This window comes from Gelidibacter sediminis (assembly GCF_004364975.1).
Classification (GTDB): domain Bacteria; phylum Bacteroidota; class Bacteroidia; order Flavobacteriales; family Flavobacteriaceae; genus Gelidibacter; species Gelidibacter sediminis.
In genome coordinates, this window is the sequence record NZ_SOBW01000008.1 from 1,027,639 (window position 1) to 1,050,613 (window position 22,975).

At 35.8% G+C, this 22,975-nt stretch carries 24 protein-coding genes and 1 other RNA gene; 13 read left to right on the forward strand and 12 right to left on the reverse strand.

The window, feature by feature from the left end; all coding sequences use genetic code 11:
• Window positions 1–111: 111 nt before the first annotated feature.
• From msrB to lpdA, 3 genes are all read left to right on the forward strand, one after another.
• Complete coding sequence (gene msrB / locus BXY82_RS11180) at window positions 112–603, forward strand: peptide-methionine (R)-S-oxide reductase MsrB (protein ID WP_133758270.1); 492 nt, start codon at window positions 112–114, stop codon at window positions 601–603.
• Window positions 604–720: 117 nt separating this feature from the next.
• On the forward strand, window positions 721–1,275 hold the full coding sequence (locus tag BXY82_RS11185) for a DUF1572 family protein (protein WP_133758271.1): 555 nt from the start codon (window positions 721–723) through the stop codon (window positions 1,273–1,275).
• 219 nt (window positions 1,276–1,494) lie between these two features.
• Window positions 1,495–2,871 carry a dihydrolipoyl dehydrogenase gene (gene lpdA, locus BXY82_RS11190; RefSeq protein ID WP_133758272.1) on the forward strand — a complete coding sequence of 459 codons (1,377 nt, stop codon included), beginning with the start codon at window positions 1,495–1,497 and terminating at the stop codon, window positions 2,869–2,871.
• Window positions 2,872–2,991: 120 nt separating this feature from the next.
• On the opposite strand, the gene BXY82_RS11195 is transcribed toward lpdA, so the two are convergent.
• The 3 genes from BXY82_RS11195 to BXY82_RS11205 form a co-directional block, all read right to left on the reverse strand.
• Window positions 2,992–3,471 carry a porin family protein gene (locus BXY82_RS11195; protein ID WP_133758273.1) on the reverse strand — a complete coding sequence of 160 codons (480 nt, stop codon included), beginning with the start codon at window positions 3,469–3,471 and terminating at the stop codon, window positions 2,992–2,994.
• A gap of 6 nt (window positions 3,472–3,477) precedes the next feature.
• Complete coding sequence (gene aroQ / locus BXY82_RS11200; RefSeq protein ID WP_133758274.1) at window positions 3,478–3,900, reverse strand: type II 3-dehydroquinate dehydratase; 423 nt, start codon at window positions 3,898–3,900, stop codon at window positions 3,478–3,480.
• A gap of 101 nt (window positions 3,901–4,001) precedes the next feature.
• Entirely contained in the window at window positions 4,002–4,640 is a 639-nt protein-coding gene (locus BXY82_RS11205) for a porin family protein (protein ID WP_133758275.1), read from the reverse strand.
• 245 nt (window positions 4,641–4,885) lie between these two features.
• Here BXY82_RS11205 and xerA point away from each other — a divergent pair, with 245 nt between their 5' ends.
• The gene (gene xerA, locus BXY82_RS11210; protein WP_133758276.1) at window positions 4,886–5,797 is read left to right on the forward strand and encodes a site-specific tyrosine recombinase/integron integrase; all 912 of its coding nucleotides are present in this window, start codon (window positions 4,886–4,888) and stop codon (window positions 5,795–5,797) included.
• 285 nt (window positions 5,798–6,082) lie between these two features.
• Window positions 6,083–7,225, forward strand: coding sequence for a sensor histidine kinase (locus BXY82_RS11215; protein ID WP_133758277.1), 1,143 nt, complete (start codon window positions 6,083–6,085; stop codon window positions 7,223–7,225).
• A gap of 35 nt (window positions 7,226–7,260) precedes the next feature.
• Here the strand turns inward: BXY82_RS11215 and rny are convergent, their stop codons facing one another.
• From rny to BXY82_RS11235, 4 genes are all read right to left on the reverse strand, one after another.
• Entirely contained in the window at window positions 7,261–8,835 is a 1,575-nt protein-coding gene (gene rny / locus BXY82_RS11220; RefSeq protein WP_133758278.1) for a ribonuclease Y, read from the reverse strand.
• Between the two features lie 133 nt (window positions 8,836–8,968).
• Window positions 8,969–9,076: non-coding RNA, 6S RNA (ssrS, locus tag BXY82_RS11225), on the reverse strand.
• Window positions 9,077–9,127: 51 nt separating this feature from the next.
• A complete protein-coding gene (locus BXY82_RS11230) occupies window positions 9,128–9,421 on the reverse strand; it encodes a cell division protein ZapA (protein WP_133758279.1) in 294 nt (97 codons plus the stop codon).
• Between the two features lie 17 nt (window positions 9,422–9,438).
• Complete coding sequence (locus tag BXY82_RS11235; protein ID WP_133758280.1) at window positions 9,439–9,729, reverse strand: hypothetical protein; 291 nt, start codon at window positions 9,727–9,729, stop codon at window positions 9,439–9,441.
• 340 nt (window positions 9,730–10,069) lie between these two features.
• On the opposite strand from BXY82_RS11235, the gene BXY82_RS11240 reads away from it, so the two are divergent.
• Both BXY82_RS11240 and BXY82_RS11245 read left to right on the forward strand, forming a co-directional pair.
• Entirely contained in the window at window positions 10,070–11,755 is a 1,686-nt protein-coding gene (locus tag BXY82_RS11240; RefSeq protein ID WP_133758281.1) for a M23 family metallopeptidase, read from the forward strand.
• A 9-nt stretch (window positions 11,756–11,764) separates the two neighbouring features.
• Complete coding sequence (locus BXY82_RS11245) at window positions 11,765–14,224, forward strand: TonB-dependent receptor (protein WP_243835788.1); 2,460 nt, start codon at window positions 11,765–11,767, stop codon at window positions 14,222–14,224.
• Window positions 14,225–14,272: 48 nt separating this feature from the next.
• On the opposite strand, the gene BXY82_RS11250 is transcribed toward BXY82_RS11245, so the two are convergent.
• Window positions 14,273–15,412: a cysteine desulfurase family protein gene (locus BXY82_RS11250; protein WP_133758282.1), complete on the reverse strand. Its 1,140-nt coding sequence runs from the start codon at window positions 15,410–15,412 to the stop codon at window positions 14,273–14,275.
• Between the two features lie 153 nt (window positions 15,413–15,565).
• Here BXY82_RS11250 and BXY82_RS11255 point away from each other — a divergent pair, with 153 nt between their 5' ends.
• The gene (locus BXY82_RS11255; RefSeq protein ID WP_133758283.1) at window positions 15,566–16,477 is read left to right on the forward strand and encodes a hypothetical protein; all 912 of its coding nucleotides are present in this window, start codon (window positions 15,566–15,568) and stop codon (window positions 16,475–16,477) included.
• 64 nt (window positions 16,478–16,541) lie between these two features.
• Here the strand turns inward: BXY82_RS11255 and BXY82_RS11260 are convergent, their stop codons facing one another.
• Together BXY82_RS11260 and BXY82_RS11265 are read right to left on the reverse strand one after the other, a co-directional pair.
• A complete protein-coding gene (locus tag BXY82_RS11260; protein ID WP_133758284.1) occupies window positions 16,542–17,096 on the reverse strand; it encodes a Smr/MutS family protein in 555 nt (184 codons plus the stop codon).
• The gene (locus tag BXY82_RS11265; protein WP_208293695.1) at window positions 17,093–17,296 is read right to left on the reverse strand and encodes a hypothetical protein; all 204 of its coding nucleotides are present in this window, start codon (window positions 17,294–17,296) and stop codon (window positions 17,093–17,095) included. Before BXY82_RS11265 ends, BXY82_RS11260 begins: the two co-directional genes overlap by 4 nt.
• A 159-nt stretch (window positions 17,297–17,455) precedes the next feature.
• Between BXY82_RS11265 and BXY82_RS11270 the strand changes: the two genes are divergently transcribed.
• Window positions 17,456–17,719, forward strand: coding sequence for a DUF2752 domain-containing protein (locus BXY82_RS11270; RefSeq protein ID WP_133758655.1), 264 nt, complete (start codon window positions 17,456–17,458; stop codon window positions 17,717–17,719).
• Window positions 17,720–17,732: 13 nt separating this feature from the next.
• Window positions 17,733–18,062, forward strand: a complete 330-nt coding sequence (locus BXY82_RS11275) for a CCC motif membrane protein (protein ID WP_133758285.1) — start codon at window positions 17,733–17,735, stop codon at window positions 18,060–18,062.
• Between the two features lie 92 nt (window positions 18,063–18,154).
• Here BXY82_RS11275 and BXY82_RS11280 read toward each other — a convergent pair whose 3' ends face one another.
• Window positions 18,155–18,610 (reverse strand): DUF5362 family protein, encoded by a 456-nt coding sequence (locus BXY82_RS11280; protein WP_133758286.1) that lies wholly within the window; start codon window positions 18,608–18,610, stop codon window positions 18,155–18,157.
• Complete coding sequence (gene rocD, locus BXY82_RS11285; RefSeq protein ID WP_133758287.1) at window positions 18,610–19,860, reverse strand: ornithine--oxo-acid transaminase; 1,251 nt, start codon at window positions 19,858–19,860, stop codon at window positions 18,610–18,612. The genes BXY82_RS11280 and rocD overlap by 1 nt, the downstream gene beginning before the upstream one ends.
• Window positions 19,861–20,230: 370 nt before the next feature.
• Here rocD and rlmD point away from each other — a divergent pair, with 370 nt between their 5' ends.
• The 3 genes from rlmD (at window position 20,231) to BXY82_RS11300 (ending at window position 22,958) form a co-directional block, all read left to right on the forward strand.
• Window positions 20,231–21,640 carry a 23S rRNA (uracil(1939)-C(5))-methyltransferase RlmD gene (rlmD, locus tag BXY82_RS11290; RefSeq protein ID WP_133758288.1) on the forward strand — a complete coding sequence of 470 codons (1,410 nt, stop codon included), beginning with the start codon at window positions 20,231–20,233 and terminating at the stop codon, window positions 21,638–21,640.
• A 72-nt stretch (window positions 21,641–21,712) separates the two neighbouring features.
• The gene (locus BXY82_RS11295) at window positions 21,713–22,249 is read left to right on the forward strand and encodes a DUF6452 family protein (RefSeq protein ID WP_133758289.1); all 537 of its coding nucleotides are present in this window, start codon (window positions 21,713–21,715) and stop codon (window positions 22,247–22,249) included.
• Complete coding sequence (locus BXY82_RS11300) at window positions 22,221–22,958, forward strand: DUF6048 family protein (protein WP_208293696.1); 738 nt, start codon at window positions 22,221–22,223, stop codon at window positions 22,956–22,958. The genes BXY82_RS11295 and BXY82_RS11300 overlap by 29 nt, the downstream gene beginning before the upstream one ends.
• Window positions 22,959–22,975: the final 17 nt, after the last annotated feature.

Consider the following 22,975-nt stretch of genomic DNA (forward strand, 5'->3'; position numbering starts at 1 on the left):
ACAAATGTTATGGTAACATCACTATTAAATCAATGTGATAGACTTAATGGGGTATCAAGAAAGTAAAAAGAATTACTTTCGACTTAACATTAACATTATAATTCAATTAAAATGAAAACACTACCGTTATTACTCATATTAAGCATCTTTTTCAGTTGCAACAGTTCTGCGCAAAAGAAAGAAACGAAGACAGAGCATTCACCCTCTTTTAAAATTACTAAGACAGATGCGGAGTGGAAAGCGCAATTAACTGCCGATCAATATTACGTTTTAAGGAAAGCGGGTACTGAACGTGCATTTAGCAGTCCGTTAAATAACAACCATGCCAAAGGCACTTATGTTTGTGCAGCCTGTAAAACACCGCTTTTTAAAAGTGAACATAAATTTGATTCTGGCACTGGATGGCCCAGTTTTGACCGGGTGATAGAAGGAAATGTGGCTTTTTCTACAGATACCAAAATTGGATATGTACGTACTGAAGAGCATTGTGCCACGTGTGGCGGACATTTAGGTCATGTTTTTGATGATGGACCAAGAGCTACAACAGGAAAACGTCATTGTATTAATGGTGATGCTTTAGAATTTGTCCCTACAAGCAAATAAACTCCCATCAGAAAATTCTTAATTCCGTGAGAGTCATTGATTCTATGGCGTTTTTGGAATTTCTACTTTTTTTGCTATTTATCTTTTGAATTTATATTTCTTAGTTAATTTTAAATTATGGAAACCACCTTCATACCTGGCATTATAAAGCAATTTATATATTATAAAACTGTAGGCGATAAAACCATTGCCCAGTTGTCTTTTGAGGAAATGAATTACCAACCCAATGAAGCTTCCAATAGCATTTCAGTAATTGTAAAGCATATGGTAGGCAATATGTTGAGCAGATGGACTTATTTTTTAACTGAAGATGGTGAAAAGGAATGGCGCCAGAGAGATCAAGAATTTGAGGCAACTTTTACTACTAAAGAAGAACTTCAGGAAGCTTGGAACCAAGGCTGGACCTGTTTGTTTAACGCCATTTCACCACTTACCGGAGAGGATATGGACAAGATAGTATATATTAGAAACGAAGGGCACACTGTTGCGGAAGCAATTTTCAGACAATTGGGACATTACCCCTATCATATTGGTCAAATGGCCTATATCGGCAAATTATTAAAAGCTGACGAATGGGCTAATTTATCCATACCTAAGAATCAATCGGCACCCTACAATACGTATAAATTTGATATAGAAAAAGGTAAGCGACATTTTACTGATCATTTATAAATGGAATACACTCAGTAAAATTTCGTTTGTTGCTATGGTCTATCCTTAACATATAGCCATTTAAATCAGAAATTACACCTGCTGTAACTTCACGATTAGTCACAAATAACAATTACAAACAATTCTTAATAACTATTCCCATTTTAGGAAATGGTAATTTGCAATTTGAAATTTACTTTTTGTAACTTCGTAGCTTCTAATCACGATTAAAAAATACTCATGAGTAAATACGATATCATTGTTCTTGGAAGTGGTCCTGGTGGCTACGTAACTGCTATTAGAGCATCACAATTAGGATTCAAAACTGCTGTTATTGAAAAAGAAAGTCTTGGCGGCGTTTGTTTAAATTGGGGCTGTATCCCAACAAAAGCCTTATTAAAATCAGCACAAGTTTTTGAATATCTTAAACATGCTGAAGACTATGGGCTTTCTGTAAAAGATGCTGACAAAGACTTTGATGCGATTGTAAAGCGTAGTCGCGGTGTTGCAGATGGTATGAGCAAAGGTGTTCAGTTTTTGATGAAGAAAAACAAAATTGACGTTATTGAAGGTTTTGGAAAACTTAAAACTGGAAAGAAGGTTGAAGTTGAAGGTAAAGAATACAGTGCTGACCACATCATCATTGCAACTGGTGCGCGGTCTAGAGAATTACCTAGTTTAAAACAAGACGGTAAAAAAGTGATTGGCTATAGAGAAGCCATGACTTTAAAAGAGCAACCTAAAAAGATGATTGTTGTAGGTTCTGGTGCTATTGGTGTAGAGTTTGCTTATTTCTACAACTCTATGGGCACTGATGTGACTATTGTTGAATTCTTACCAAACGTTGTTCCTGTTGAAGATGAGGATGTTTCTAAACAATTGGAAAAATCATTCAAGAAAAGTGGGATTAAAATCATGACCTCCTCGGAAGTCACTAAAGTTGACACCTCTGGAGAAGGCGTTGTGGCAACTGTAAAAACCGCAAAGGGAGAAGAAACTCTTGAAGCAGATATCATACTTTCAGCTATTGGAATTAAATCTAACATAGAAAATATAGGCTTGGAAGATGTTGGTATTGCTGTAGATAGAGATAAAATCTTAGTCAATAATTATTACCAAACCAATATTCCTGGATACTATGCTATTGGAGATGTAACTCCTGGTCAAGCGTTAGCGCACGTTGCTTCCGCAGAAGGCATCTTATGTGTGGAAAAAATTGCAGGTCAACATGTAGAAGCTTTAGATTACGGCAACATTCCTGGATGTACGTATGCATCACCAGAAATTGCAAGTGTTGGAATGACTGAAAAACAGGCCCTAGAAAAAGGTTTCGATATTAAAGTTGGTAAATTCCCTTTCTCAGCCTCAGGTAAAGCTAGTGCTTCTGGCGCAAAAGATGGATTTGTAAAGGTTATTTTTGATGCCAAATATGGCGAATGGTTAGGCTGCCACATGATTGGTGCTGGTGTAACAGATATGATTGCAGAAGCTGTTTTAGGACGTAAATTGGAAACTACAGGACATGAGGTCTTAAAAGCAGTACATCCACACCCTACAATGAGTGAAGCGGTTATGGAAGCTGTTGCAGCCGCATACGGTGAAGTAATTCATTTATAAGCTAGGAAATTGTTGATTGACGACTGTCGATTGTTGATTGACTAATGATAATTACATAAATATACAAAGCGATTCAAAATTTTGAATCGCTTTTTTTTGAGTTGAAATCTTAGAAATAACTTAAAGTTGAAGTCCCATTCCGAAAAATAGGCCGTTTGGCGCTAATTCGTCGAGACCTAAGGCGAATTTTACATGAACATCTAAAGCTTTTGTGATGGCGTAGCTTGAGCTAATATCAGCCCCAATTCTAATCTTACTGGTAAAAAAATCGAAGAAGTAGTTGATACTGGGTCCTGCCAGTAAATAGAGTTTGTTGGCTACTTCATACTTCGCGTACAACGGAACATTTAAAAAATTAAAATCCCCCACTGAAATATATAATGCTTCAGGCTGTATCGTTAAGAAATCATCTATAGGGAATGCTATAAATATACCGCCATAGTCCCCTGTTTCGGAGGTGGCGTATGTCCCTAAATTTTGTTGATCAACAGTGAAAAAAGTTAAATTCAAGCCACCCTTTACGCCTAATCTCGTGTCCATATTTTGGGCATTTCCAAGGCTCGTAAAAGTTACAAAAAGTATGATTATAACGTATCTCATTTTCACTTAATCATTTAAGAAACTTTGTATGGCCAATTCATAACTTTGCAATCCAAAACCAAGAATCACCCCTTTGGCGTTTGGCGCTATATAAGATTGGTGCCTGAATTCTTCTCTAGCATAAGTGTTGGAGATATGTACTTCAACAACAGGCGTTTTAACAGCTTTTACAGCATCACCAATACCTACGGAGGTATGTGTGTATGCGGCGGCGTTCAGAATAATCCCATCAAAACTAAAGCCAACCTCCTGAATTTTAGAAATCAGTTCGCCCTCTATATTCGATTGAAAATGGAAAATTTCAACAGTAGGATATTTTTCTTTTACGGTATCTAAAAATTCATTTAGAGAAAGGCTGCCATAAATATCCGGCTCACGAGTGCCTAAAAGATTTAGATTTGGGCCATTAATAATCATCAATTTTTTCATAAGCTAAAAGTATTAAATTTTAGGCATATAAAACGCATAAAAAAAGGAGCCCGTGGGCTCCTTCAAGATATTTGATATGTAAGTATTGGTATTACGGTTTCTTAGAATGAAAAGGCTACCCCAAACTGCCATACGGAATTTTTTGCGTCTGTATTTTCAAACATGGTATTGTCCTTATAAATGTTGGTCAAACCGTGCGTGTATCTTGCAGAAAGAGCAAATCCGTTGTCAAATTTATACCCAGCACCTAAGGCTACATTGGTGTCAAAACCTTTAACATGGGAATCGTCAGAATCGATCACGGTATCTCCTCCTCCTTCGCCTGGAGAATAATCAATTTCCTCACTAACCTTAAATCCAAATTGTGGACCAGCCTCAGCGTACAAACCTTTAACCAAATAAACCTTTGCCATTAAAGGTACTTGAATGTAATTGAGTTGGTACTCAACATTATCATCTGTATCAAAAGCATTATCCTGATCTCTGGTAGCTATCGTAAACCCTTGTCCTGAATACAACACCTCTGGCTGAAAGGAAAATCGTTCAGAAATAGGAATTTCCATAAATAACCCTAAATTAAAACTTGTTCTAGAGTCTAAATCTCCTATGTCATCTCCTGTAATAGTAGAGAAATTAACACCTCCTTTAACTCCAAATTGAGCTGTTGTATCATCGGACTGTGCATTAATAGTTGTAAATCCGAAAATAGTTACTAATGTTGCAAAAAATAAATTTTTCATAAGTCTGTTTTTTAAAGTTCCAACTCGATATACGTTAAGAAACTACCTACAAGATTTTGCTTTAACACAATTTAACGAACTTTAAGGGCATTTAACACAAAATTTATAATACCACATAAATTTTCAACCTACACCAATCATGTTACATAAGTGTTAAATGCAATTTATAAATAGAGATCTGTTAGGATTAGCATAAAAGGTTTATTATTGCGGATATAAGCTTAAGCAAAACTAATTGTATTGATATGAAATGGACAGATACCCTTAATGACTTTCAATTATACTTAAAAATCGAGCGTGGTTTATCTTCTAATTCTATAGCCAATTATACGTTTGACATCCAAAAGCTAATCCGGTTTTTAGAACTACATGATATTTCAGTAACCCCTACTTCTATAGATCATTCTACCATTCAACAATTTATCTATGAAGTTTCAAAAAGTTTAAATGCAAGATCCCAGGCACGAATTATCTCAGGTTTACGGAGTTTTTTTGGATACTTAGTGTTTGAAGATTACATTTCGATTAATCCATTAGATCATATTGAATCTCCAAAAATTGGACGGAAACTGCCTGATACTTTAAGTTTGGACGACATTAATAATCTGATTGCTGCTGTTGAACTCACTAAAGAATACAATGGGGTTAGGATAGGCGAACGGGACCGTACCATACTTGAAACCTTGTATAGCTGCGGACTCCGGGTAAGTGAATTGATCAATCTTAAATTATCAGATCTCTATTTCGATGAAGGGTTTATAAAAGTTACAGGTAAAGGAGACAAACAGCGCTTTGTCCCTATAGGAAGGTCCACCCAAAAATATATCACAATTTACAAAGATGAAGTGCGCACTACAATTAAGGTGAAAAAACAATTTCAAGACACCCTTTTTTTAAATCATCAAGGTAGACAATTGTCTCGTGCAATGATTTTTACCATAATTAAGAAACTTGCATCAAAAATTGAGCTTAACAAAACCATTTCCCCACACACCTTCAGACATTCTTTTGCGACACATTTATTGGAAAATGGAGCTGATTTAAGAGCCATACAGCTCATGTTAGGGCATGAAAGCATAACCACTACAGAAATTTACATGCATGTAGATAGAAGTCATTTAAAAGAGGTACTTTTAAAATATCATCCTAGAAAATAAACCATTTTATTGTAAAACTTAACTCATTATAGTCGATGTATGCGATGTTTTATATTTTTAGATTGTTGGTAATTTTATATAATGGTTCCCTCTTAAAGTTACTGCCGTATCCTATGGATACATTTATATGAAATGTTAACTCTATTCAAAATAAATTTTAAATTAACTAAGTTATTTCATAACTTGTAGTTAATCCCCCTATAACTAGAGCAATAGCAATTGTTTATAGTGAATTTCTTAAGATTTACAATCTTACCCACTATTAAAACCTAAAAACGAAATGCTATGACCTCACTTAGATCAGGATTACCATTATATCAATTAAATACAACGTTTGTGGAGAATCTTAAATGGCAATTGGCCTTGGAGTATTCAGGTATAGGAATGTGGGAGTATGATGCTGCTGCAAAACGCGTGTATTTTTCTGAAGGTTCTAAACAAATTATTGGTGTTAATGATCCCAACTTTGGAGCCCATATAGATGCATGGAACGAACGCGTCCATCCAGACGATAAAGAAACTTATTATAGTAATTTTCAAGATCATTTAAAAGGCCTGGTGCCGATGTATGAGAACGAGCATCGCGTAAGATGTGAAGATGGCTCGTATAAATGGATTCGTGATAGAGGCAAAATTGTTGAATGGGACAGTCATAACAATCCTAAACGGATTATTGGTACGCATACTGACATTACCTATCAAAAACAGAATGAGATAAAAATCAATCAATCCCTATTGCTAGCCACTGAACACAACAATAAGCTTAAAAATTTTGCACACATCGTTACCCATAATTTAAAACAACATGCCGCAAATTTTGAGGGCCTGATGGAGTTATTTGATGATGCAGAATCACGCTCAGAAGAAGAAGAAATACTGAGTCATTTAAGAACGCTGTCCTCCTCATTGTCAAAAACAATTTCTAATTTGCACGATATTGTAAATGTTCAAAACAGCAAAAACCTCAAAACAAAAAAAATATACATTGCTGATGCCATAGACAATATATTAGAGGTGCTTGACATAGTCATAAAAGAAAATAGCGCCACCATTTACAACAATATACCTAGAAAATTATTTTTATATTACAACTGTTCTTATTTTGAGAGTATCATTCAAAATTTATTGTCTAACGCCATTAAGTACAAACATCCTGATAGAGATCCGGTGATTTCCATCGATTTTTATTTCGATAAAAACGAATTTCAACTCACCATATCAGACAATGGTGTAGGTATTGATCTAGACAAATATGGTAAGGACATTTTTGGATTGTATAAAACATTCCATCATAATGATGACGCTGAGGGTGTAGGGTTATATCTCATTAAAAATCAAATTGAAAGTTATGGAGGCCGCATTAAAGTGGAAAGTGAAGTAAATGTAGGAACCACATTCACCATCATTGGTAAAAACAAAAAAGTCTAGCATTGGCTAGACTTTTAAAATATTTAATACCGTTTTTATTTGGCAATATTGACGGCTCTAGTTTCTCGTATTACCGTTACCTTAACCTGTCCCGGGTATGTCATATCCGTCTGAATTTTTTGAGAAATCTCAAAAGACAAATTAGCTGCTTGCTCATCAGAAACACGCTCACTTTCTACCATAACTCTCAATTCTCGTCCTGCTTGAATGGCGTAGGCTTTATTAACACCATTAAATCCAAAGGCCACATCTTCCAAATCTTTTAATCTTTGAATGTAAGAGTCTAAAACTTGACGGCGGGCTCCTGGTCTTGCACCTGATATAGCATCACATACTTGAATAATTGGCGCTAATAAAGTAGTCATCTCAATTTCATCATGATGGGCTCCAATGGCATTACAAACTTCAGGCTTTTCACCATATTTTTCAGCCCACTGCATTCCTAAGATCGCGTGTGGGGTTTCCATATCTGCTTCTGAGTCTGGCACTTTACCAATATCATGTAATAATCCAGCGCGTTTTGCAATTTTAGGATTCAAGCCCAATTCGGCTGCCATGACCCCGCAAAGCTTTGCGACCTCGCGTGAATGCTGTAAAAGATTTTGACCATATGAAGAACGGTATTTCATACGTCCTACCAATTTGATTAATTCAGGGTGCAACCCATGAATTCCTAAATCAATTACTGTTCGTTTTCCTACTTCAATAATTTCCTGCTCAATCTGTTTTTGTGTTTTTTGAACTACTTCTTCAATTTTAGCTGGGTGAATACGTCCATCGGTTACCAATTTGTGAAGTGATAAACGGGCGACTTCACGTCTAACAGAATCAAAACACGATAAAATAATCGCTTCTGGAGTATCATCAACAATAATCTCCACTCCAGTAGCGGCTTCGATAGCGCGGATGTTTCGTCCTTCTCTACCAATAATGCGACCTTTAACATCATCGGATTCTATGTTAAAAACGGAAACGCAGTTATCAATAGCCTCTTCTGTACCAATACGCTGAATGGTATTTATAATAATTTTCTTAGCATCTTGCTGTGCAGTTAGCTTCGCTTCTTCCAATGTATCTTGAATATAAGCCATAGCATCAGCCTTAGCTTCGTGTTTTAGCGATTCTACAAGCTGTGCTTTTGCTTCTTCCGCAGAAAGTCCTGAAATTACTTCTAGTTGTTTAATTTGACTTTTATGAGCCTTGTCGACTTCCTCTTTCTTCTTTTCTAAAAATTCAAGTCGGAAATCATAATCCTTAATTTTATCTTCTATTTCTTGGGAAAGTTTTTTGTTTTTAGCTAATTCGCTAGAGACTTGAGACTCCTTGTCACGCGTTCTTTTTTCAGCTTCAGCAATTTTTTTATCACGAGAAAGAATAATTTTTTCATGTTCAGATTTCAATTCAATAAACTTCTCTTTTGCTTGAAGAAGTTTATCTTTTTTTATCGATTCTCCTTCAGCATTAGCCTGGCGTATGATTGAATTGGACTCTTCTTGTGCGTTTTTAATTAATTTAGAAGCATTATTTTTTTCGAGGACTTTTGCAATAATATAGCCGAGTATGATGCCCAATACTACCCCTCCAACAATTAGTAAAATTGTATTTTCCATGTTTAGTTTAGTTTAATATAATTTGATATCATTAAAAACACCCAGATATCACCGGGTTTAGCTTAGCATAACATTTGGTTGACATGCAAAATCTAAGCAAAAAAAAAGCCTACATCAGCTTCAAATTTAGTATAAACTCCTTAAAAACAAGTTTAGGGCTAACAAGCTGATCAAAAATCTGCTCAAAGGCAGCACGGTTTTACAACTTAAACTCACCCTTTTTAAAGAAATAATGTTGAGTTTATCAAATAAATAACTAATGTAGGCAGTAACCTATTTATTTTAAAGAACGTTAAGAGCTTAAATGAGAATGAAGAAGGTCGTCTAAAGCGGATAATCTATTTTTGACATCTTCACTAACATTGTCTTTATCTATTGTTTTCTGTTCCACTTGGGAGGCAAATTGCAAAGCACACATAGCTAGTACATCCTGTTTGTCCCTCACGGAATAATTCTGCTCAAACTGACCAATCATAGATTCAATTTTCTTAGCGGCCTTTCGCAATCCTTCCTCCTGACTAGGTGCAATCGTTAGCGGATACACCCTGTTAGCTATGGATAGCTTTATTTTTAGCTGTTCTGACATTAAATACTATGCTTACATTATTCAGATAATTGCGCTATACAATGATCTATGTCTTTTATTAATGTATTTATCTTGAGCTTTGTCTCTCGTTTATTTTCATCACTGCCCAACATTGAATTTGCAATCTTAAGAGCTTCATATTTTTCAACCCAAGAACTCAAGGCTTCCTGTTGCTGAATAATTTTTTGCTGATAATTGGCCAATTCTTCAGAAAGCTTTGCATTGGTTTGTTTTAAAACCTCCTGCTTATGTAAAACCTTGCTGATTTTATTCTCTAAAGAATCAACAATATCTTCAACTTTACCCATGTACAAATTTCAATACTGATGAAACAAAGTTAACATACCTTATCAAAAATCACAATTGTTTTATCATAAATTTTGAAAATTTTTAAAGTCATAATTCTAAAGCACTTATGCTTGCCAAAGTTAACAATGCATTACAACTTTATTAAAAACGTCTGTTAGATAATAGTCAAATTGTCTTAAGCATGTCAATTATGTTATATCTGTTGATACCTAATTCTGTTATTCCAAACAGGTTATACTAATCAGGTGGTGTAGGACGTTAAGATACCTTAAGTGATAAACCCTTTTACGTTAGGCACTCCTAAGTTTTTTTAATAATTTTAGCCTTTTAAATTTAGTTATGAAATTTCTTATTCTCCCCTTACTCTTAACCTCCTTTGCATTTTCACAAGTTGACTATCCTAAAGATTATTTTAGAAGCCCGTTAGATATTCCAATAATCCCTTCTGGCACTTTTGGCGAATTGAGGACCAATCATTTTCATGCAGGCTTAGATATCAAAACACAGCAACGTGAAGGTCATAATATATACACAGTTGCAGAGGGTTACGTAAGCCGAATTAAAGTATCACATTATGGTTACGGCAAAGTCATTTACATAACACACCCCAATGGTTACACCAGTGTGTATGGTCATCTTTCTAGTTATGCCCCCATCATTGAAGCCTATATAAAAGCAGCACAGTACAAAGCAGAATCTTATGAAGTTGAATTGTTTCCTGCAGTTGATGAGTTGAAGGTTAAAACAGACGAAATTATTGCCTATTCAGGAAATACGGGAAGCTCAGGTGGACCCCACCTACATTTTGAAATTCGAGATCAACAAGAACGCACTATTAATCCGCTGCTGTTTGGCCTTGATGTGCAGGATAAAAAAACACCTTTTGTAACAGCGGTATATGCTTACACCAAAGATGACGCATCTTCTGTTAATGGTAAAACGGGTCGTGTGGAGTTACGCCTCATTCCTACAAAAAACAAAGACTACATTGTAGAAAATATAACTGCCCATGGCACAGTAGGTTTCGGTATTGTCAGCTATGACTCTCAGGATCTTGCCGTCAACCAAAATGGTATTAATGGCTTGGAAACCTTTTTTAATGGCCACAGAAAATTTGAAATGGATTTTAATCGATTTTCATTCGCTGAGTCTCGACATATCAATAGATTTCTTGATTATGAATACTATAAAACAAGACGAAGTCGCATTCAAAAACTCTTTGTTGAACCAGGAAATGTGCTCAGTCTATATCAAAATTTAGACAATGATGGTTATATAATGGTTGAAGACAGTACCGCTTCAGTTTATAAAGTTCGAATTAAGGATTTTCATGGCAACGAATCATGGGTTACCATCCCTATTAATGGAAAAAAAACATCCGTTGCACCCAAAATAGTGGACACCAAGAGCAAAACCTATATATTTTCTGATCAACCTACTAATTTAACTGATAAAAATGTCAACGTATATTTTCCGTCTAACAGTTTTTATGAAGATACGTTTATAGATTTTAGCGTAAATAATGACACTCTATATCTACATAAAGATGTGATTCCGCTTCAAAAAAATGTCTCAATCACATATGACGTCAGCAAATATAAAGACGCTGAAAAAAACAAATTATATATTGCCGAACTCATAGGATCCCGAAACTATCCTAGTTATTTGAACACCAAAAGACAAGGCAACACATTAACTGCATCCTCCAACGCATTAGGGACTTATGCTCTAGTGTTGGACACCCAAGGCCCAAAAATTTCGGCTTTAAACTTTCAGGATGGTAAATGGTTAAGCAATTATAGATATCTTAAATTTAAAATAACTGATGATCTTTCAGGTATCAGTAATTATAGAGCTACCGTCAATGGCAAATTTATATTATTGGAATATGAATATAAAACGAATACTTTGACTTTTGATTTTAATGATAATGTAGTGACAGATACCAAAAATGAATTGAAACTTGTGGTAACCGATAATGTAGGAAATAGTTCTACATTTGAGGCAACTTTTTTTAGAAAATAAATTCCGCTCTTGAAACTAGATTTTATTTACCGCTTTGCCTTCATTCTGTTGCCCATACTAAGTTGGTCGCAAACTGCCACTATAAGAGGTGTAGTATTAGATGATCGGAACATTCCTATTGACAATGTTAACATTACCTCAAATGAGGTTGGCACAATCTCCAACACCAATGGATTTTATGAACTTAAAATTGCTGCAAATACTGAGGTAACGGTAACGTTCACTCATATCTTATACAAACGCGTATTGGTTAAATTCAATCTCAAAAATGGACAGGCAGTAGAGTTTAATCCGGTGATGGACCTGAATATTGAGCAAATTGCCACAATTGTAATTAACAGCAATCAACGTCAATCTGTAAATGGCGTCACGACTATTGCGCCAGAATTGCTTAGAACAATAAAAGGGGCCCAACCCGGCGTAGAGAATATTTTAAAAACTTTACCGGGCGTAAATATTTCCAATGAATTGAGCACACAATATTCAGTACGTGGTGGCAATTTTGATGAGAATTTGGTTTATGTCAATGAAATTGAAGTGTACAGGCCATTTTTAGTGCGGTCAGGTCAACAGGAAGGCTTGAGTTTTGTTAATACAGATCTTGTACAAAACGTCGATTTTTCGGCTGGCGGATTTCAGGCAAAATATGGCGATAAATTATCTTCAGTGTTGGATATAACGTATAAGAATCCCATCAAATTTGGTATGAAGGCTGACGTGTCATTATTAGGCGGCAGTATTTCTGCGGAAGCAGTGTCTAAAGACTCCAAATTATCCGGTATTATGGGCCTACGCTACAGAGACAACAGTTTAATATTAAACTCTTTGGAGACTGAAGGCAACGTAAAACCTGTATTTGCAGATGCACAAACCTATTTAACCTATAAATTTACAGACAAGTTTCAGGTTAATTTCCTAGGAAATATATCCAGCAACAAATACACCTTTCAACCTCAAAATAGACAGACTAACTTCGGAACTATTGACAACCCGATAGCCTTATTGGTATTTTATGAAGGACAGGAAAAAGATGCCTATCACACCTACTTTGGAGCTTTTAAAGCCAATTATTTTGCAAATGACAATCTTACACTTAAGCTTATTGCCTCCACATATCACACTATTGAAGAAGAACATTTTGATATTTTGGCACAATACCGCTTAGGTGAAGTTAATGGCACTATTGGTGATGAAAATTTTGGTGAAGTAGAATTTAGCGAAGGTGTAGGTGCCCAATTGACCCACGCTAGGAATGATTTAGATGCTTTAATAACAACAGTAGAGCATAAAGGCGATTATAAAATAGACACCAACATCTTTGAATGGTCCATAAAATATACCAATGAAGATATACGGGACAGGTTGGTTGAATGGGAAGTTATTGATTCAGCAGGATTTTCAATAAACCCACCCAAATCAAATAGCTTAAAAGACCAACCCTACCAACCGTATGAAGGACCTTTAGTAGCCTTCCAAAATGTGCGCGCTACCAACTCAGCTCAGATTCAACGCTTTCAAGCTTATGCACAATGGAGCAAGCGTTCTGTATTAGGTTCAAACGATGTCTTTTATAATTTTGGAGTAAGGACACACCATTGGACAGTAAATGGAGACAGGATAGAAAGTCATTCGCAAACAGTTTTTAGTCCGCGAGCACAATTCGCCGTTAAACCTGATTGGGATAAAGATATGATATTTCGAATTGCTGGTGGCCTATATTACCAACCTCCGTTTTACAGAGAGCTACGTGATTCTTCGGGAACTGTACAGCCTTCTGTAAAAGCGCAAAAATCCATACACTTAGTCTTAGGTAATGAGTACAGCTTTAAAATGTGGGACCGACCATTTAAACTGGTGTCTGAGACCTACTACAAACATTTGACAGATGTTAATCCGTACACTTTAGAGAATGTCAGAATTAGGTATCGTGCCAATAACAAAGCTAAGGCTTATGCTTATGGCTTAGATTTAAGATTAAATGGTGAATTTGTACCGGGTACAGAGTCTTGGTTCAGTTTTGGGTACCTAAAAACTGAAGAAAATATAGAAGAGCGCGGGTATATTGCAAGGCCTACAGATCAACGACTAAAATTTGGTGTCTTATTTCAAGATTATGTACCCAACATCCCAGAATTGAAAGTGTATCTAAATCTAGTTTACAATACAGGGGTTCCAGGTGGTTCTCCAAGTTATGCTGATCCTTATGATTATCAAAATAGACTGCGCGATTATAAACGTGCTGATGTTGGATTTTCCTATGCCATTGTAGATCGCGACAAAGCCTATAATGCCAATTGGAAAAATGCATTTAAAGAATTGACTATCGGCGTGGAAGTTTTTAATATGTTCAACGTTCAAAATTCCATCACCAATACCTGGGTTAGAGACGTGTACAGCAAACGTCAATATGCCATACCAAATTATCTGAGTCCACGAGTGTTTAATGTGCGACTGTCCATGAAGTTTTAGCTTAACTTTTTAATACTAATGCAGCATTGCAGACCTTTGGTTTTATGTTTATATAAAATCTTTTAACACCGCCATTACATAATCTACTTCTGCTTTAGTATTAAAACAGGACAATGAAAAACGAACAGAAGGTTTCAATAAATTTTCAGCATTCAATAGTTCAGTCAATACGTGCGAATTTTGGTTGCTCCCACTTTGGCATGCTGAACCTCTAGAACAGGCAATGCCTTTTAAATCCAATTGAAAATGAAGCATTGCTCCTTTCTCTGGCGGTATTGACAAACATACGTTTAAAACGGTATACGTACTGTGGTCTTGATCTTCACAATTGCCATTAAAAGTAATTTCTGGAGACAAATTTTTTAACTGATCTATAAAATACGTTTTAAGTTCTGAAATATGTTGCCGCTCAAGATCAAGGTTCTCATAACTCAGTTTGAGTGCGGTTTCCATCCCTACAATATTATGAATGGCTTCAGTTCCTGCACGATACCCACGTTCTTGCTCACCTCCAAACAAAGAAGCTTTAATACCTGAACCTTTTCTTATAAACGCAAACCCAATACCTTTTGGACCATGGAACTTATGGGCACTTGCCGCAATAAAATCGACTGGCGTAGTTTGTAAATCCAAATCATAATGTCCTACGGATTGCACAGTATCACTATGACATAAGGCACCATGCAACTTACACAAATCTGCTACCTTTTGAAGATCCAATTTATTTCCAATTTCGTTGTTAACGTGCATTAAACTCACCATCACCTTATTATCAGATTGCAAAAGCTGTTCAAGGTTATTTAGGTCTACCATCCCATTTTCCTTTAATTTTACATATGTCACAGCTATGTTGTATTCTTTTTGAAGTTGTGCAACCGTATGCAGTACTGCATGGTGTTCTAATTTGCTTGTAATAATTTCGGTAACGCCCAAATCTCTCACGGCGCTTCGCAATACTAAGTTATCAGCTTCTGTACCCCCAGCGGTAAAAACAATTTCTGAAGCATGTACATTAAGGAATGAAGCAATTGTTTTTCTAGAAGTCTCCATTAAGGACTTGGCTGAACGCCCTAGGCCATGTGTAGAAGAGGCATTGCCATAGTGTGTATGCATCACATTAATCATGCGCTCTATTACCGCATCGCGCATTGGTGTTGTGGCTGCATTGTCAAAATAAACCTGTTTCATAGCTGAGAAATTATTGTGGATTTTTAGAAAACTGACTATTAAGTTTTGCTAAAAATTGATTCCAATCTGCAAAAATACTCCAAATAAAATTATTTGAGAGATGGTACGTTATAAATTGGAGAATGCCTTATTTTTGTTGCTTAATCGATGGAAATGCAAAAATTAGTTTACCTTTTAGGTTTGTGCTTAGTGCTATCAGCATGTGACGATGGCGATATTATTGAAGTAGAATTGGATTTTGATAAACAACTCTCTATTTGCGAACTTAATCCGGAGGTATTTTTCTTATACGATACAAAAACTGATCCTTCCGAATCTTTAAGTTTAATCTTCCCAAACAACTCTACCACACGACAGATTTTTAACCCGGAAACGAATAATTATACAAGTACATTTGAGATTAATGGAACAAGCACCAAGTTTAATTATAGAACCTATGATGGTAAGCCCGAAAATTTAATCTGTAATTTATTACCGGATGCTAGCACAAATATTCTTAAAGATTATGCGGCCAGTTCTGGAACCGTAACCACACTAACAACCTTTGTTGACGATGACGGTGATGGGATCCCATCAGCATTTGAAGATAAAAATTCAGATGGCGACAACAATCCTGCAACCAATCCCACCGACTCTGACGGCGATGGTATTCCTGATTATCTGGATGCCGACGATGACAATGATAATGTTTTGACAAAAAATGAAGGTCATCAATATACTACAACTGACGCTCTGAGAAATGCTCAGGATACGGATGGCGATGGAACACCAGATTATTTAGATGATGATGATGATGGCGATAATGTGTTAACGCGTCTTGAAGACGAAAATGGCAATGGTAACCCGAGGGATGATTTTGATGAAAGCACCGCCACCCCAGGTGTTCCGAGGTATTTAAACAAAGTGGCCACAGATGATTATAATTATCAACAATTTAATAAAAACACGTACCAACGCATTATTACCGTTAAATTTCAGATTAAGAATGTCAACTTGGATATCATAAGTTTAACTGACATTGATTTTGGAACCTACACGAAGAGTTTGACTATTGAAAGTGAGTGATATTTTTGTCATATTTGCTAAGGAAATGTTCTGAATACAACTTTATTGACGCATCCTACACTTCCTACAGATTCTGATAAATATACACTTCAGTAGCGCCTAATCCGTATTTCTGGAAATCAGCTGCATAATATTTGACGTTATCATATCGTCTGAAAAGGGTTTCCAATTCCATTTTTAACACACCTTCACCAACACCGTGAATGAATACTATTTTTTGAACACGTTTTTTAATCGCGAATTCCAATTTTCGCTCTGCGGTTTCCAATTGCAGGGTCAACATATCATAATTGGATAAATGACGGTCATTTTCTGTAAGATTATGGATGTGCAAGTCTACCTCCATGGTAGGTTGACTTCTTTCTTTAGGTTTTACCCTAACAGATTTTCGCTTCCCATATTGCTCTTTTTCTGAAATGACATCACTAAAAGAATGCTCAGAAAAAATCTTAGATTTTAAAGTGTCTTTGTCTTCTATTTTAAGTAATTCAGATTCTTGAAAATCCATCAGAAATCCATCTACAGTGTCTAAAAATACCGTATTACCTTCAATTTTTGAGACCGTCCCTGAAATGGCTTCATCTAAAACGGTTACTTTATCCCCTATTTTTAGTTTCATGCGTCTTCATTATTATCAGTAGAAGAATCTGGATCGTTTTTACTAGGAATGTTCTTAGAAATACGATAGACACCAATCATCAAAATAACAATGCCCCCAATAAGAACATATTCATTCTGGTCCATTCCCGCTCTTGCGTAAATAGCTACAAAACCACCACTAATGATGAGTAATAAATTGATAAGTCGTGATGTATTCATAAGGTTTTAATTTTTATGTGAATAGCGAAATTACACATTTACTTCTTAAAAATTCTGTTGTCCAAGGCAAATCTAATCTCAAAAAATCCAACAGTCACTTGCTTTCTTTTTATACATTTGTGTATGTCAATGTTCAATTTTATAAAGCCTGAAGATTTTATGCTTCCTTGCATCAACAAGCAATTGTTTGGTATGGAATGCCTAGGTTGTGGCATTCAACGTGCAACATTATTAGTGTTTCGGGGCGATTTTGTAATGGCATTTAAAATATACCCTGCTATATACACACTTATTTTATTAACAGTTTTTCTTATATTTAACCTATTCGTTAAATTTAAATATGATGAAAAATTAAAAATAGCATTGATCATTATAAACGTAAGTATCATAATAATCAGTTATTTTTTTAAAACAACCAACTAACTCAATATAATATATGGAACAGCAAAAACTTAATACCACAATTATTTATGTACTTTCTATTCTTGGCTTACTCTGTTGTTGCATAGGAGGCTTAGGTTTTATATTAGCCGGCGTTGCTTATTTCATTGCACACACCAAGCTTAAAGAAGCTCATTTAAATCCAGAACAATACACAAATATTTCTGGCATGAAAACCGCAAAGACTGTTGCATTGGTCATCTTAATTCTAAATCTTGTGTATTTAGGCGCAACTGTTTACAGAGTTTCAACTACTGGATGGGATGTCATCATGGAGCAGTCACGTGAAATGATGGAAGGATACGGATTTGAAGTACCAGAATAATTCATATTAATTAAAATAAAGGAAGCGGCTAAAAAGCCACTTCTTTTTTTATATCAATATCCCTAAGAAATTTGCACTTCTAATAAACTCTTTTACGCCAATCCCATTACCATTGCACCTATTAACAATAATATATATAGACCTACAATTGCTATTGTAAAAATGCCTAAAAACTTATAATGTGATTTTAAGTTTGCAAAAGCTGCTGTCAAATCGTCATTATTTTTGGCATTTAAGGCACTTTTCATTTTACGTGAGAAATTGAAAAGATATAGCACAGGAAAAAAGTAGCATACCGCCATTACTGCATAAAAAATACCGACAAAGGACATATTCATGGTCATTCCCATTGACTCGTAAGGGTTGCCACCAGGCATTAGGCCCATAGCCACACTAAAGAATATTCCAAAAAGCAGCATCAATCCTATCCCTATAAACCCTAAAATAGATAGAAAATAGGTCCAACTGGAGGTTTCCTTTAAAAATCCAAAGATAGCAGGAGGCAAATTTAATTCAAACGTATCAAAAGCTGATTTTTCTGCTATCATTAGGATTGCGGTTCAAATTGTTTTAAAGTTTTGATAATAATGCTGACACAGTCTAACAACTGCGCTTCATTGATCACCAATGGCGGTGCAAAACGAATAATATTTCCATGTGTTGGTTTGGCCAACAAACCGTTATCTCGCAATGCCAAACAAATGTTCCAAGCGGTCTCGCCATCTTCACTGTCATTGATTACAATAGCATTAAGCAATCCTTTACCTCGTACTAATTTTGTTATTGTACTAGTTGTAATAAAAACATCAAGCTCATTTCTAAAAAGCTGACCAAGTTTTTCAGCATTATCTGCCAAATTCTCCTCTACAACCACTTCTAGTGCCGCCATAGCAACTGCTGCAGCCACAGGATTTCCGCCAAATGTACTGCCATGGTTTCCTGGTTGAATAACGTTCATGACAGGGTTATTGGCCAACACCGCACTAACTGGATAGGCACCTCCACTTAAAGCTTTCCCTAAAATTAAAATATCTGGCTTGACATTCTCATGATCTACGGCCAACAGTTTACCTGTTCTTGCAATTCCAGTTTGCACTTCGTCTGCAATAAACAATACATTATATTGTTCACATAACGCCTTAGCTTTTGAAAGATAATTTTCGCTAGGCACATAAACACCGGCTTCACCCTGAATTGGTTCTACCAGAAAACCTGCAACTTTAGGATTCGATTTTAAAGTCTCTTCCAATACTTGTAAATTATCATATTCAATTTTTATGAATCCATCCGTAAAAGGTCCAAAATGTTTGCGCGCTACCGGATCATTAGAAAATGAGATAATGGTAGTGGTGCGTCCGTGGAAATTATTTTCGCACACCACAATTTCAGCTTCATGATTAGCTATACCTTTAACTTCATAGGCCCATTTTCTACAAATTTTAAGTGCTGTTTCTACGGCCTCAGCCCCTGTATTCATTGGTAACACTTTATCGAAGCCAAAATACTTTGCCACATAGGCCTCATATTTGCCTAACATGTCATTGTGAAATGCTCGAGAGGTTAAGGTCAACGTTCTTGCTTGATCCACCATTGCATTGATAATTTTTGGGTGACAATGCCCTTGGTTTACGGCAGAATAGGCAGAAAGAAAGTCGTAATATTTTTTTCCTTCCACATCCCATACATACACACCTTCTCCTTTACTCAATACTACTGGTAACGGATGGTAATTGTGTGCACCATACTTGTTTTCTAAATCGATCGCTTGTTGCGAAGTTAATTGGTCTAAAACAGCCATTTTTAATAAGAATTTTAAGGTTTTATGTCTTAAAAAGACATCGTTTGACCACTATTATAGAGGCAAACATTAATAATTAAATCTCGCTAAGCGAGGAAAATAACCATTCCTACTGTACCTTTATTCTTTCTAAATCCCGATAGATACGGAACGAAAAAGCAGCGTGGGAGAGAAATCATCCCTAGGGCCTGCAAATTATGAAATAATTAAGCCTCTAAAAAATTTTTAGACTGATTTAGAACAAGATTTTTTATAAAATTTGGCATGAGGCCAACTATTCTATTTCATCACCTTATAAGAATCATACTTTTACTGTTAAAATGGCAAAATGTAATTCGTAAATCGCATTTGGTTTCACTATTTTTGCGGCATGGGAAGACGAAATAAAAAACAAATCTTTGAGAATGTTCTGGTTGTTGATGCTGGCGCAAAGGGAAAATCAGTTGCAAAATCGCCAGATGGCGCCGTTATTTTTATGCAAAATGTAGTTCCGGGCGATGTGGTTGATGTTGAAACTTTTAAAAAACGTAAATCCTATTACGAAGGGAAGGCTATCAAATTCCATGAATATTCTGATAAACGTACGGAACCAAGATGCCAACATTTTGGCGTTTGTGGCGGGTGTAAATGGCAGGATATGGCCTATGAACACCAATTGTTTTACAAGCAAAAAGAAGTTGAGGAAAATTTAAAGCGCATTGGTCATTTAGAACTTCCGCCTATCACACCAATTTTAGGTTCTGCCAAAGATTATTTTTATCGAAATAAAATGGAATTTTCATTTAGTGACAGCCGTTGGTTAACATTGAAGGAAATTAAATCTAATGAGAATTTTGGTGATAAAAACGCACTCGGCTTTCATATACCTGGTATGTGGGATAAGATATTGGATATCGAGAAATGTTGGTTGCAAGCTGATCCATCTAATGCTATTAGAAATTCCGTAAAAGAATTCGCCGTAAAACACGGGATGGAATTTTTTAATGCTCGCAACCAGACCGGGTTTTTAAGAACAATGATGCTCCGCACCTCTTCTACAGGTGATATTATGGTACTTTTTCAGTTTTATAAAGAAGATAAAGCCAATCGCATTTTGTTGATGGATTATATCGGCGATAAATTCCCAGAAATTACTTCGCTACAATACGTCATCAATGGAAAAGCAAATGATACTATTTACGATCAAGAAGTGATTTGTTATAAAGGCCAAGATCATATTTTTGAGGAAATGGAAGGTTTGAAATTCAAAATCAATGCAAAATCCTTTTACCAAACCAATTCAAACCAAGCTTATGAGCTTTACAAAATAACCCGTGATTTTGCCGATTTGCAAGGTGATGAATTAGTATACGATTTATACACTGGTACAGGCACCATTGCACAATTTGTGGCCAAAAATGCCAAAAAAGTTGTGGGTGTAGAAGCTGTTGCTGATGCAATTGTGGCTGCAAAGGAGAACGCACAATTAAACGGCATTGACAATGTTGATTTTTTTGTTGGCGACATGAAAAATGTTTTCAATGCTGATTTTATCAATCAACACGGCCACCCAGATGTCATTATTACAGACCCTCCAAGAGATGGGATGCATAAAGATGTGGTACAACAAATTTTAAATATTGCACCATCAAAAGTGGTCTATGTAAGCTGTAATAGCGCTACCCAAGCAAGAGATTTAGAACTGATGGATGCCATGTATAGAGTAACCAAAGTGCAACCGGTAGATATGTTTCCACAAACACATCACGTAGAAAATGTTGTACTTTTGGAAAAAAGATGAGACGATTGATGATTGTTGATTGTGATTCTCAATAATTGAATAATTACTGAATAAATAGAAAATTCAAAAAACTTGAAACAAAACACCCTCTATAAGTACACATGGATCATCTGTTCGTTAGTTTTGATTGCGACGCTTTGGAGTTGTGAACGTGATGACATATGCGCCTCTGCAACACCAACTACACCTCATTTAATTGTTCGATTTTATAATATAAATGAGAGAGCCGAGACAAAAACGGTAAGACGAATGAATGTTTATGAAGAAAACAGTTCAAAATATCTCCTATTGGACAAAACACTAGACTCTATCGTATTACCATTGCGAATTGATGCTCTAGATACCCCCAATACCACTCGATTTATCATTGAAAAAGACGGCGATTTTGCTGTAGATGAGGATGACACCACGGCATCCAATAGCGATATAATTGAAGTAACCTACACCCCTGAATTGATCTATGTGTCCCGGGCCTGCGGTTACAAAAGCGTATTCAACAATTTAGTAGCGAAACGTGAGACAGATGATAATAACTGGATTATTGATGTTCAAGTAATAAATTCCACCATAAACAATGAAGATGCAGCGCATATCAATATTTATCACTAGTTTGATTATTTTGATGGTGTTACCTCTAACATCATTGGCACAAGAGAACCAAGACAATTCGCTAAACGATACCATTATTGTAAAGCAAAAGTATGGTTTGCGTGTGGGCGGCGACATTGGTAAATTGGTTCGATCTTTTATTGATGAAGACTATACCGGGTTCGAGATTAGTGGGGACTACAGACTCACACAAAAACTTTATCTTGCTGGAGAATTAGGTACAGAAGAAAATTCGGTAAAAAATGATTATTTAGATGTTACTGCTAAAGGCAGTTATTTTAAAGCGGGTATAGATTATAATCTCTATAAAAATTGGTTGGATATGGAAAACCTAATCTATACGGGAGCACGCGTTGGAGCCAGCACTTTCAGCCAGAATTTGAATAGCTATACCGTATATACTACAGACCAATACTATGACACGCCATATACATCATCTGACTTACAGGAGTACAAAGGCTTATCTGCCCTATGGATTGAAATGGTTATTGGTGTTAAAGCTGAATTAGTAACCAACCTTTTTGTTGGTATCAACGCTCAAGTAAAAGGTATGATTACCCAAGATCAACCATCAAATTTTGAAAATCTTTATATTCCTGGCTTCAATAGAACGTTTGATAGTGGCCGATTTGGATTCGGGTTTGGATACAATGTGTCGTATTTAATTCCCATCTACAAGAAAAATAAAAAGATTACCATACCAGATTAATCCATTTAAAATCTCAT

What these genes read in the sequence shown, in the direction of transcription:
- msrB (WP_133758270.1), top strand. Translation starts at nt 112, where the DNA reads ATGAAAACACTACCGTTATTACTCATATTAAGCATCTTTTTCAGTTGC.
- BXY82_RS11185 (WP_133758271.1), top strand. Translation starts at nt 721, where the DNA reads ATGGAAACCACCTTCATACCTGGCATTATAAAGCAATTTATATATTAT.
- lpdA (WP_133758272.1), top strand. Translation starts at nt 1,495, where the DNA reads ATGAGTAAATACGATATCATTGTTCTTGGAAGTGGTCCTGGTGGCTAC.
- BXY82_RS11195 (WP_133758273.1), bottom strand. Translation starts at nt 3,471, where the DNA reads ATGAGATACGTTATAATCATACTTTTTGTAACTTTTACGAGCCTTGGA.
- aroQ (WP_133758274.1), bottom strand. Translation starts at nt 3,900, where the DNA reads ATGAAAAAATTGATGATTATTAATGGCCCAAATCTAAATCTTTTAGGC.
- BXY82_RS11205 (WP_133758275.1), bottom strand. Translation starts at nt 4,640, where the DNA reads ATGAAAAATTTATTTTTTGCAACATTAGTAACTATTTTCGGATTTACA.
- xerA (WP_133758276.1), top strand. Translation starts at nt 4,886, where the DNA reads ATGAAATGGACAGATACCCTTAATGACTTTCAATTATACTTAAAAATC.
- BXY82_RS11215 (WP_133758277.1), top strand. Translation starts at nt 6,083, where the DNA reads ATGACCTCACTTAGATCAGGATTACCATTATATCAATTAAATACAACG.
- rny (WP_133758278.1), bottom strand. Translation starts at nt 8,835, where the DNA reads ATGGAAAATACAATTTTACTAATTGTTGGAGGGGTAGTATTGGGCATC.
- BXY82_RS11230 (WP_133758279.1), bottom strand. Translation starts at nt 9,421, where the DNA reads ATGTCAGAACAGCTAAAAATAAAGCTATCCATAGCTAACAGGGTGTAT.
- BXY82_RS11235 (WP_133758280.1), bottom strand. Translation starts at nt 9,729, where the DNA reads ATGGGTAAAGTTGAAGATATTGTTGATTCTTTAGAGAATAAAATCAGC.
- BXY82_RS11240 (WP_133758281.1), top strand. Translation starts at nt 10,070, where the DNA reads ATGAAATTTCTTATTCTCCCCTTACTCTTAACCTCCTTTGCATTTTCA.
- BXY82_RS11250 (WP_133758282.1), bottom strand. Translation starts at nt 15,412, where the DNA reads ATGAAACAGGTTTATTTTGACAATGCAGCCACAACACCAATGCGCGAT.
- BXY82_RS11255 (WP_133758283.1), top strand. Translation starts at nt 15,566, where the DNA reads ATGCAAAAATTAGTTTACCTTTTAGGTTTGTGCTTAGTGCTATCAGCA.
- BXY82_RS11260 (WP_133758284.1), bottom strand. Translation starts at nt 17,096, where the DNA reads ATGAAACTAAAAATAGGGGATAAAGTAACCGTTTTAGATGAAGCCATT.
- BXY82_RS11265 (WP_208293695.1), bottom strand. Translation starts at nt 17,296, where the DNA reads ATGAATACATCACGACTTATCAATTTATTACTCATCATTAGTGGTGGT.
- BXY82_RS11270 (WP_133758655.1), top strand. Translation starts at nt 17,456, where the DNA reads ATGCTTCCTTGCATCAACAAGCAATTGTTTGGTATGGAATGCCTAGGT.
- BXY82_RS11275 (WP_133758285.1), top strand. Translation starts at nt 17,733, where the DNA reads ATGGAACAGCAAAAACTTAATACCACAATTATTTATGTACTTTCTATT.
- BXY82_RS11280 (WP_133758286.1), bottom strand. Translation starts at nt 18,610, where the DNA reads ATGATAGCAGAAAAATCAGCTTTTGATACGTTTGAATTAAATTTGCCT.
- rocD (WP_133758287.1), bottom strand. Translation starts at nt 19,860, where the DNA reads ATGGCTGTTTTAGACCAATTAACTTCGCAACAAGCGATCGATTTAGAA.
- rlmD (WP_133758288.1), top strand. Translation starts at nt 20,231, where the DNA reads ATGGGAAGACGAAATAAAAAACAAATCTTTGAGAATGTTCTGGTTGTT.
- BXY82_RS11300 (WP_208293696.1), top strand. Translation starts at nt 22,221, where the DNA reads ATGCAGCGCATATCAATATTTATCACTAGTTTGATTATTTTGATGGTG.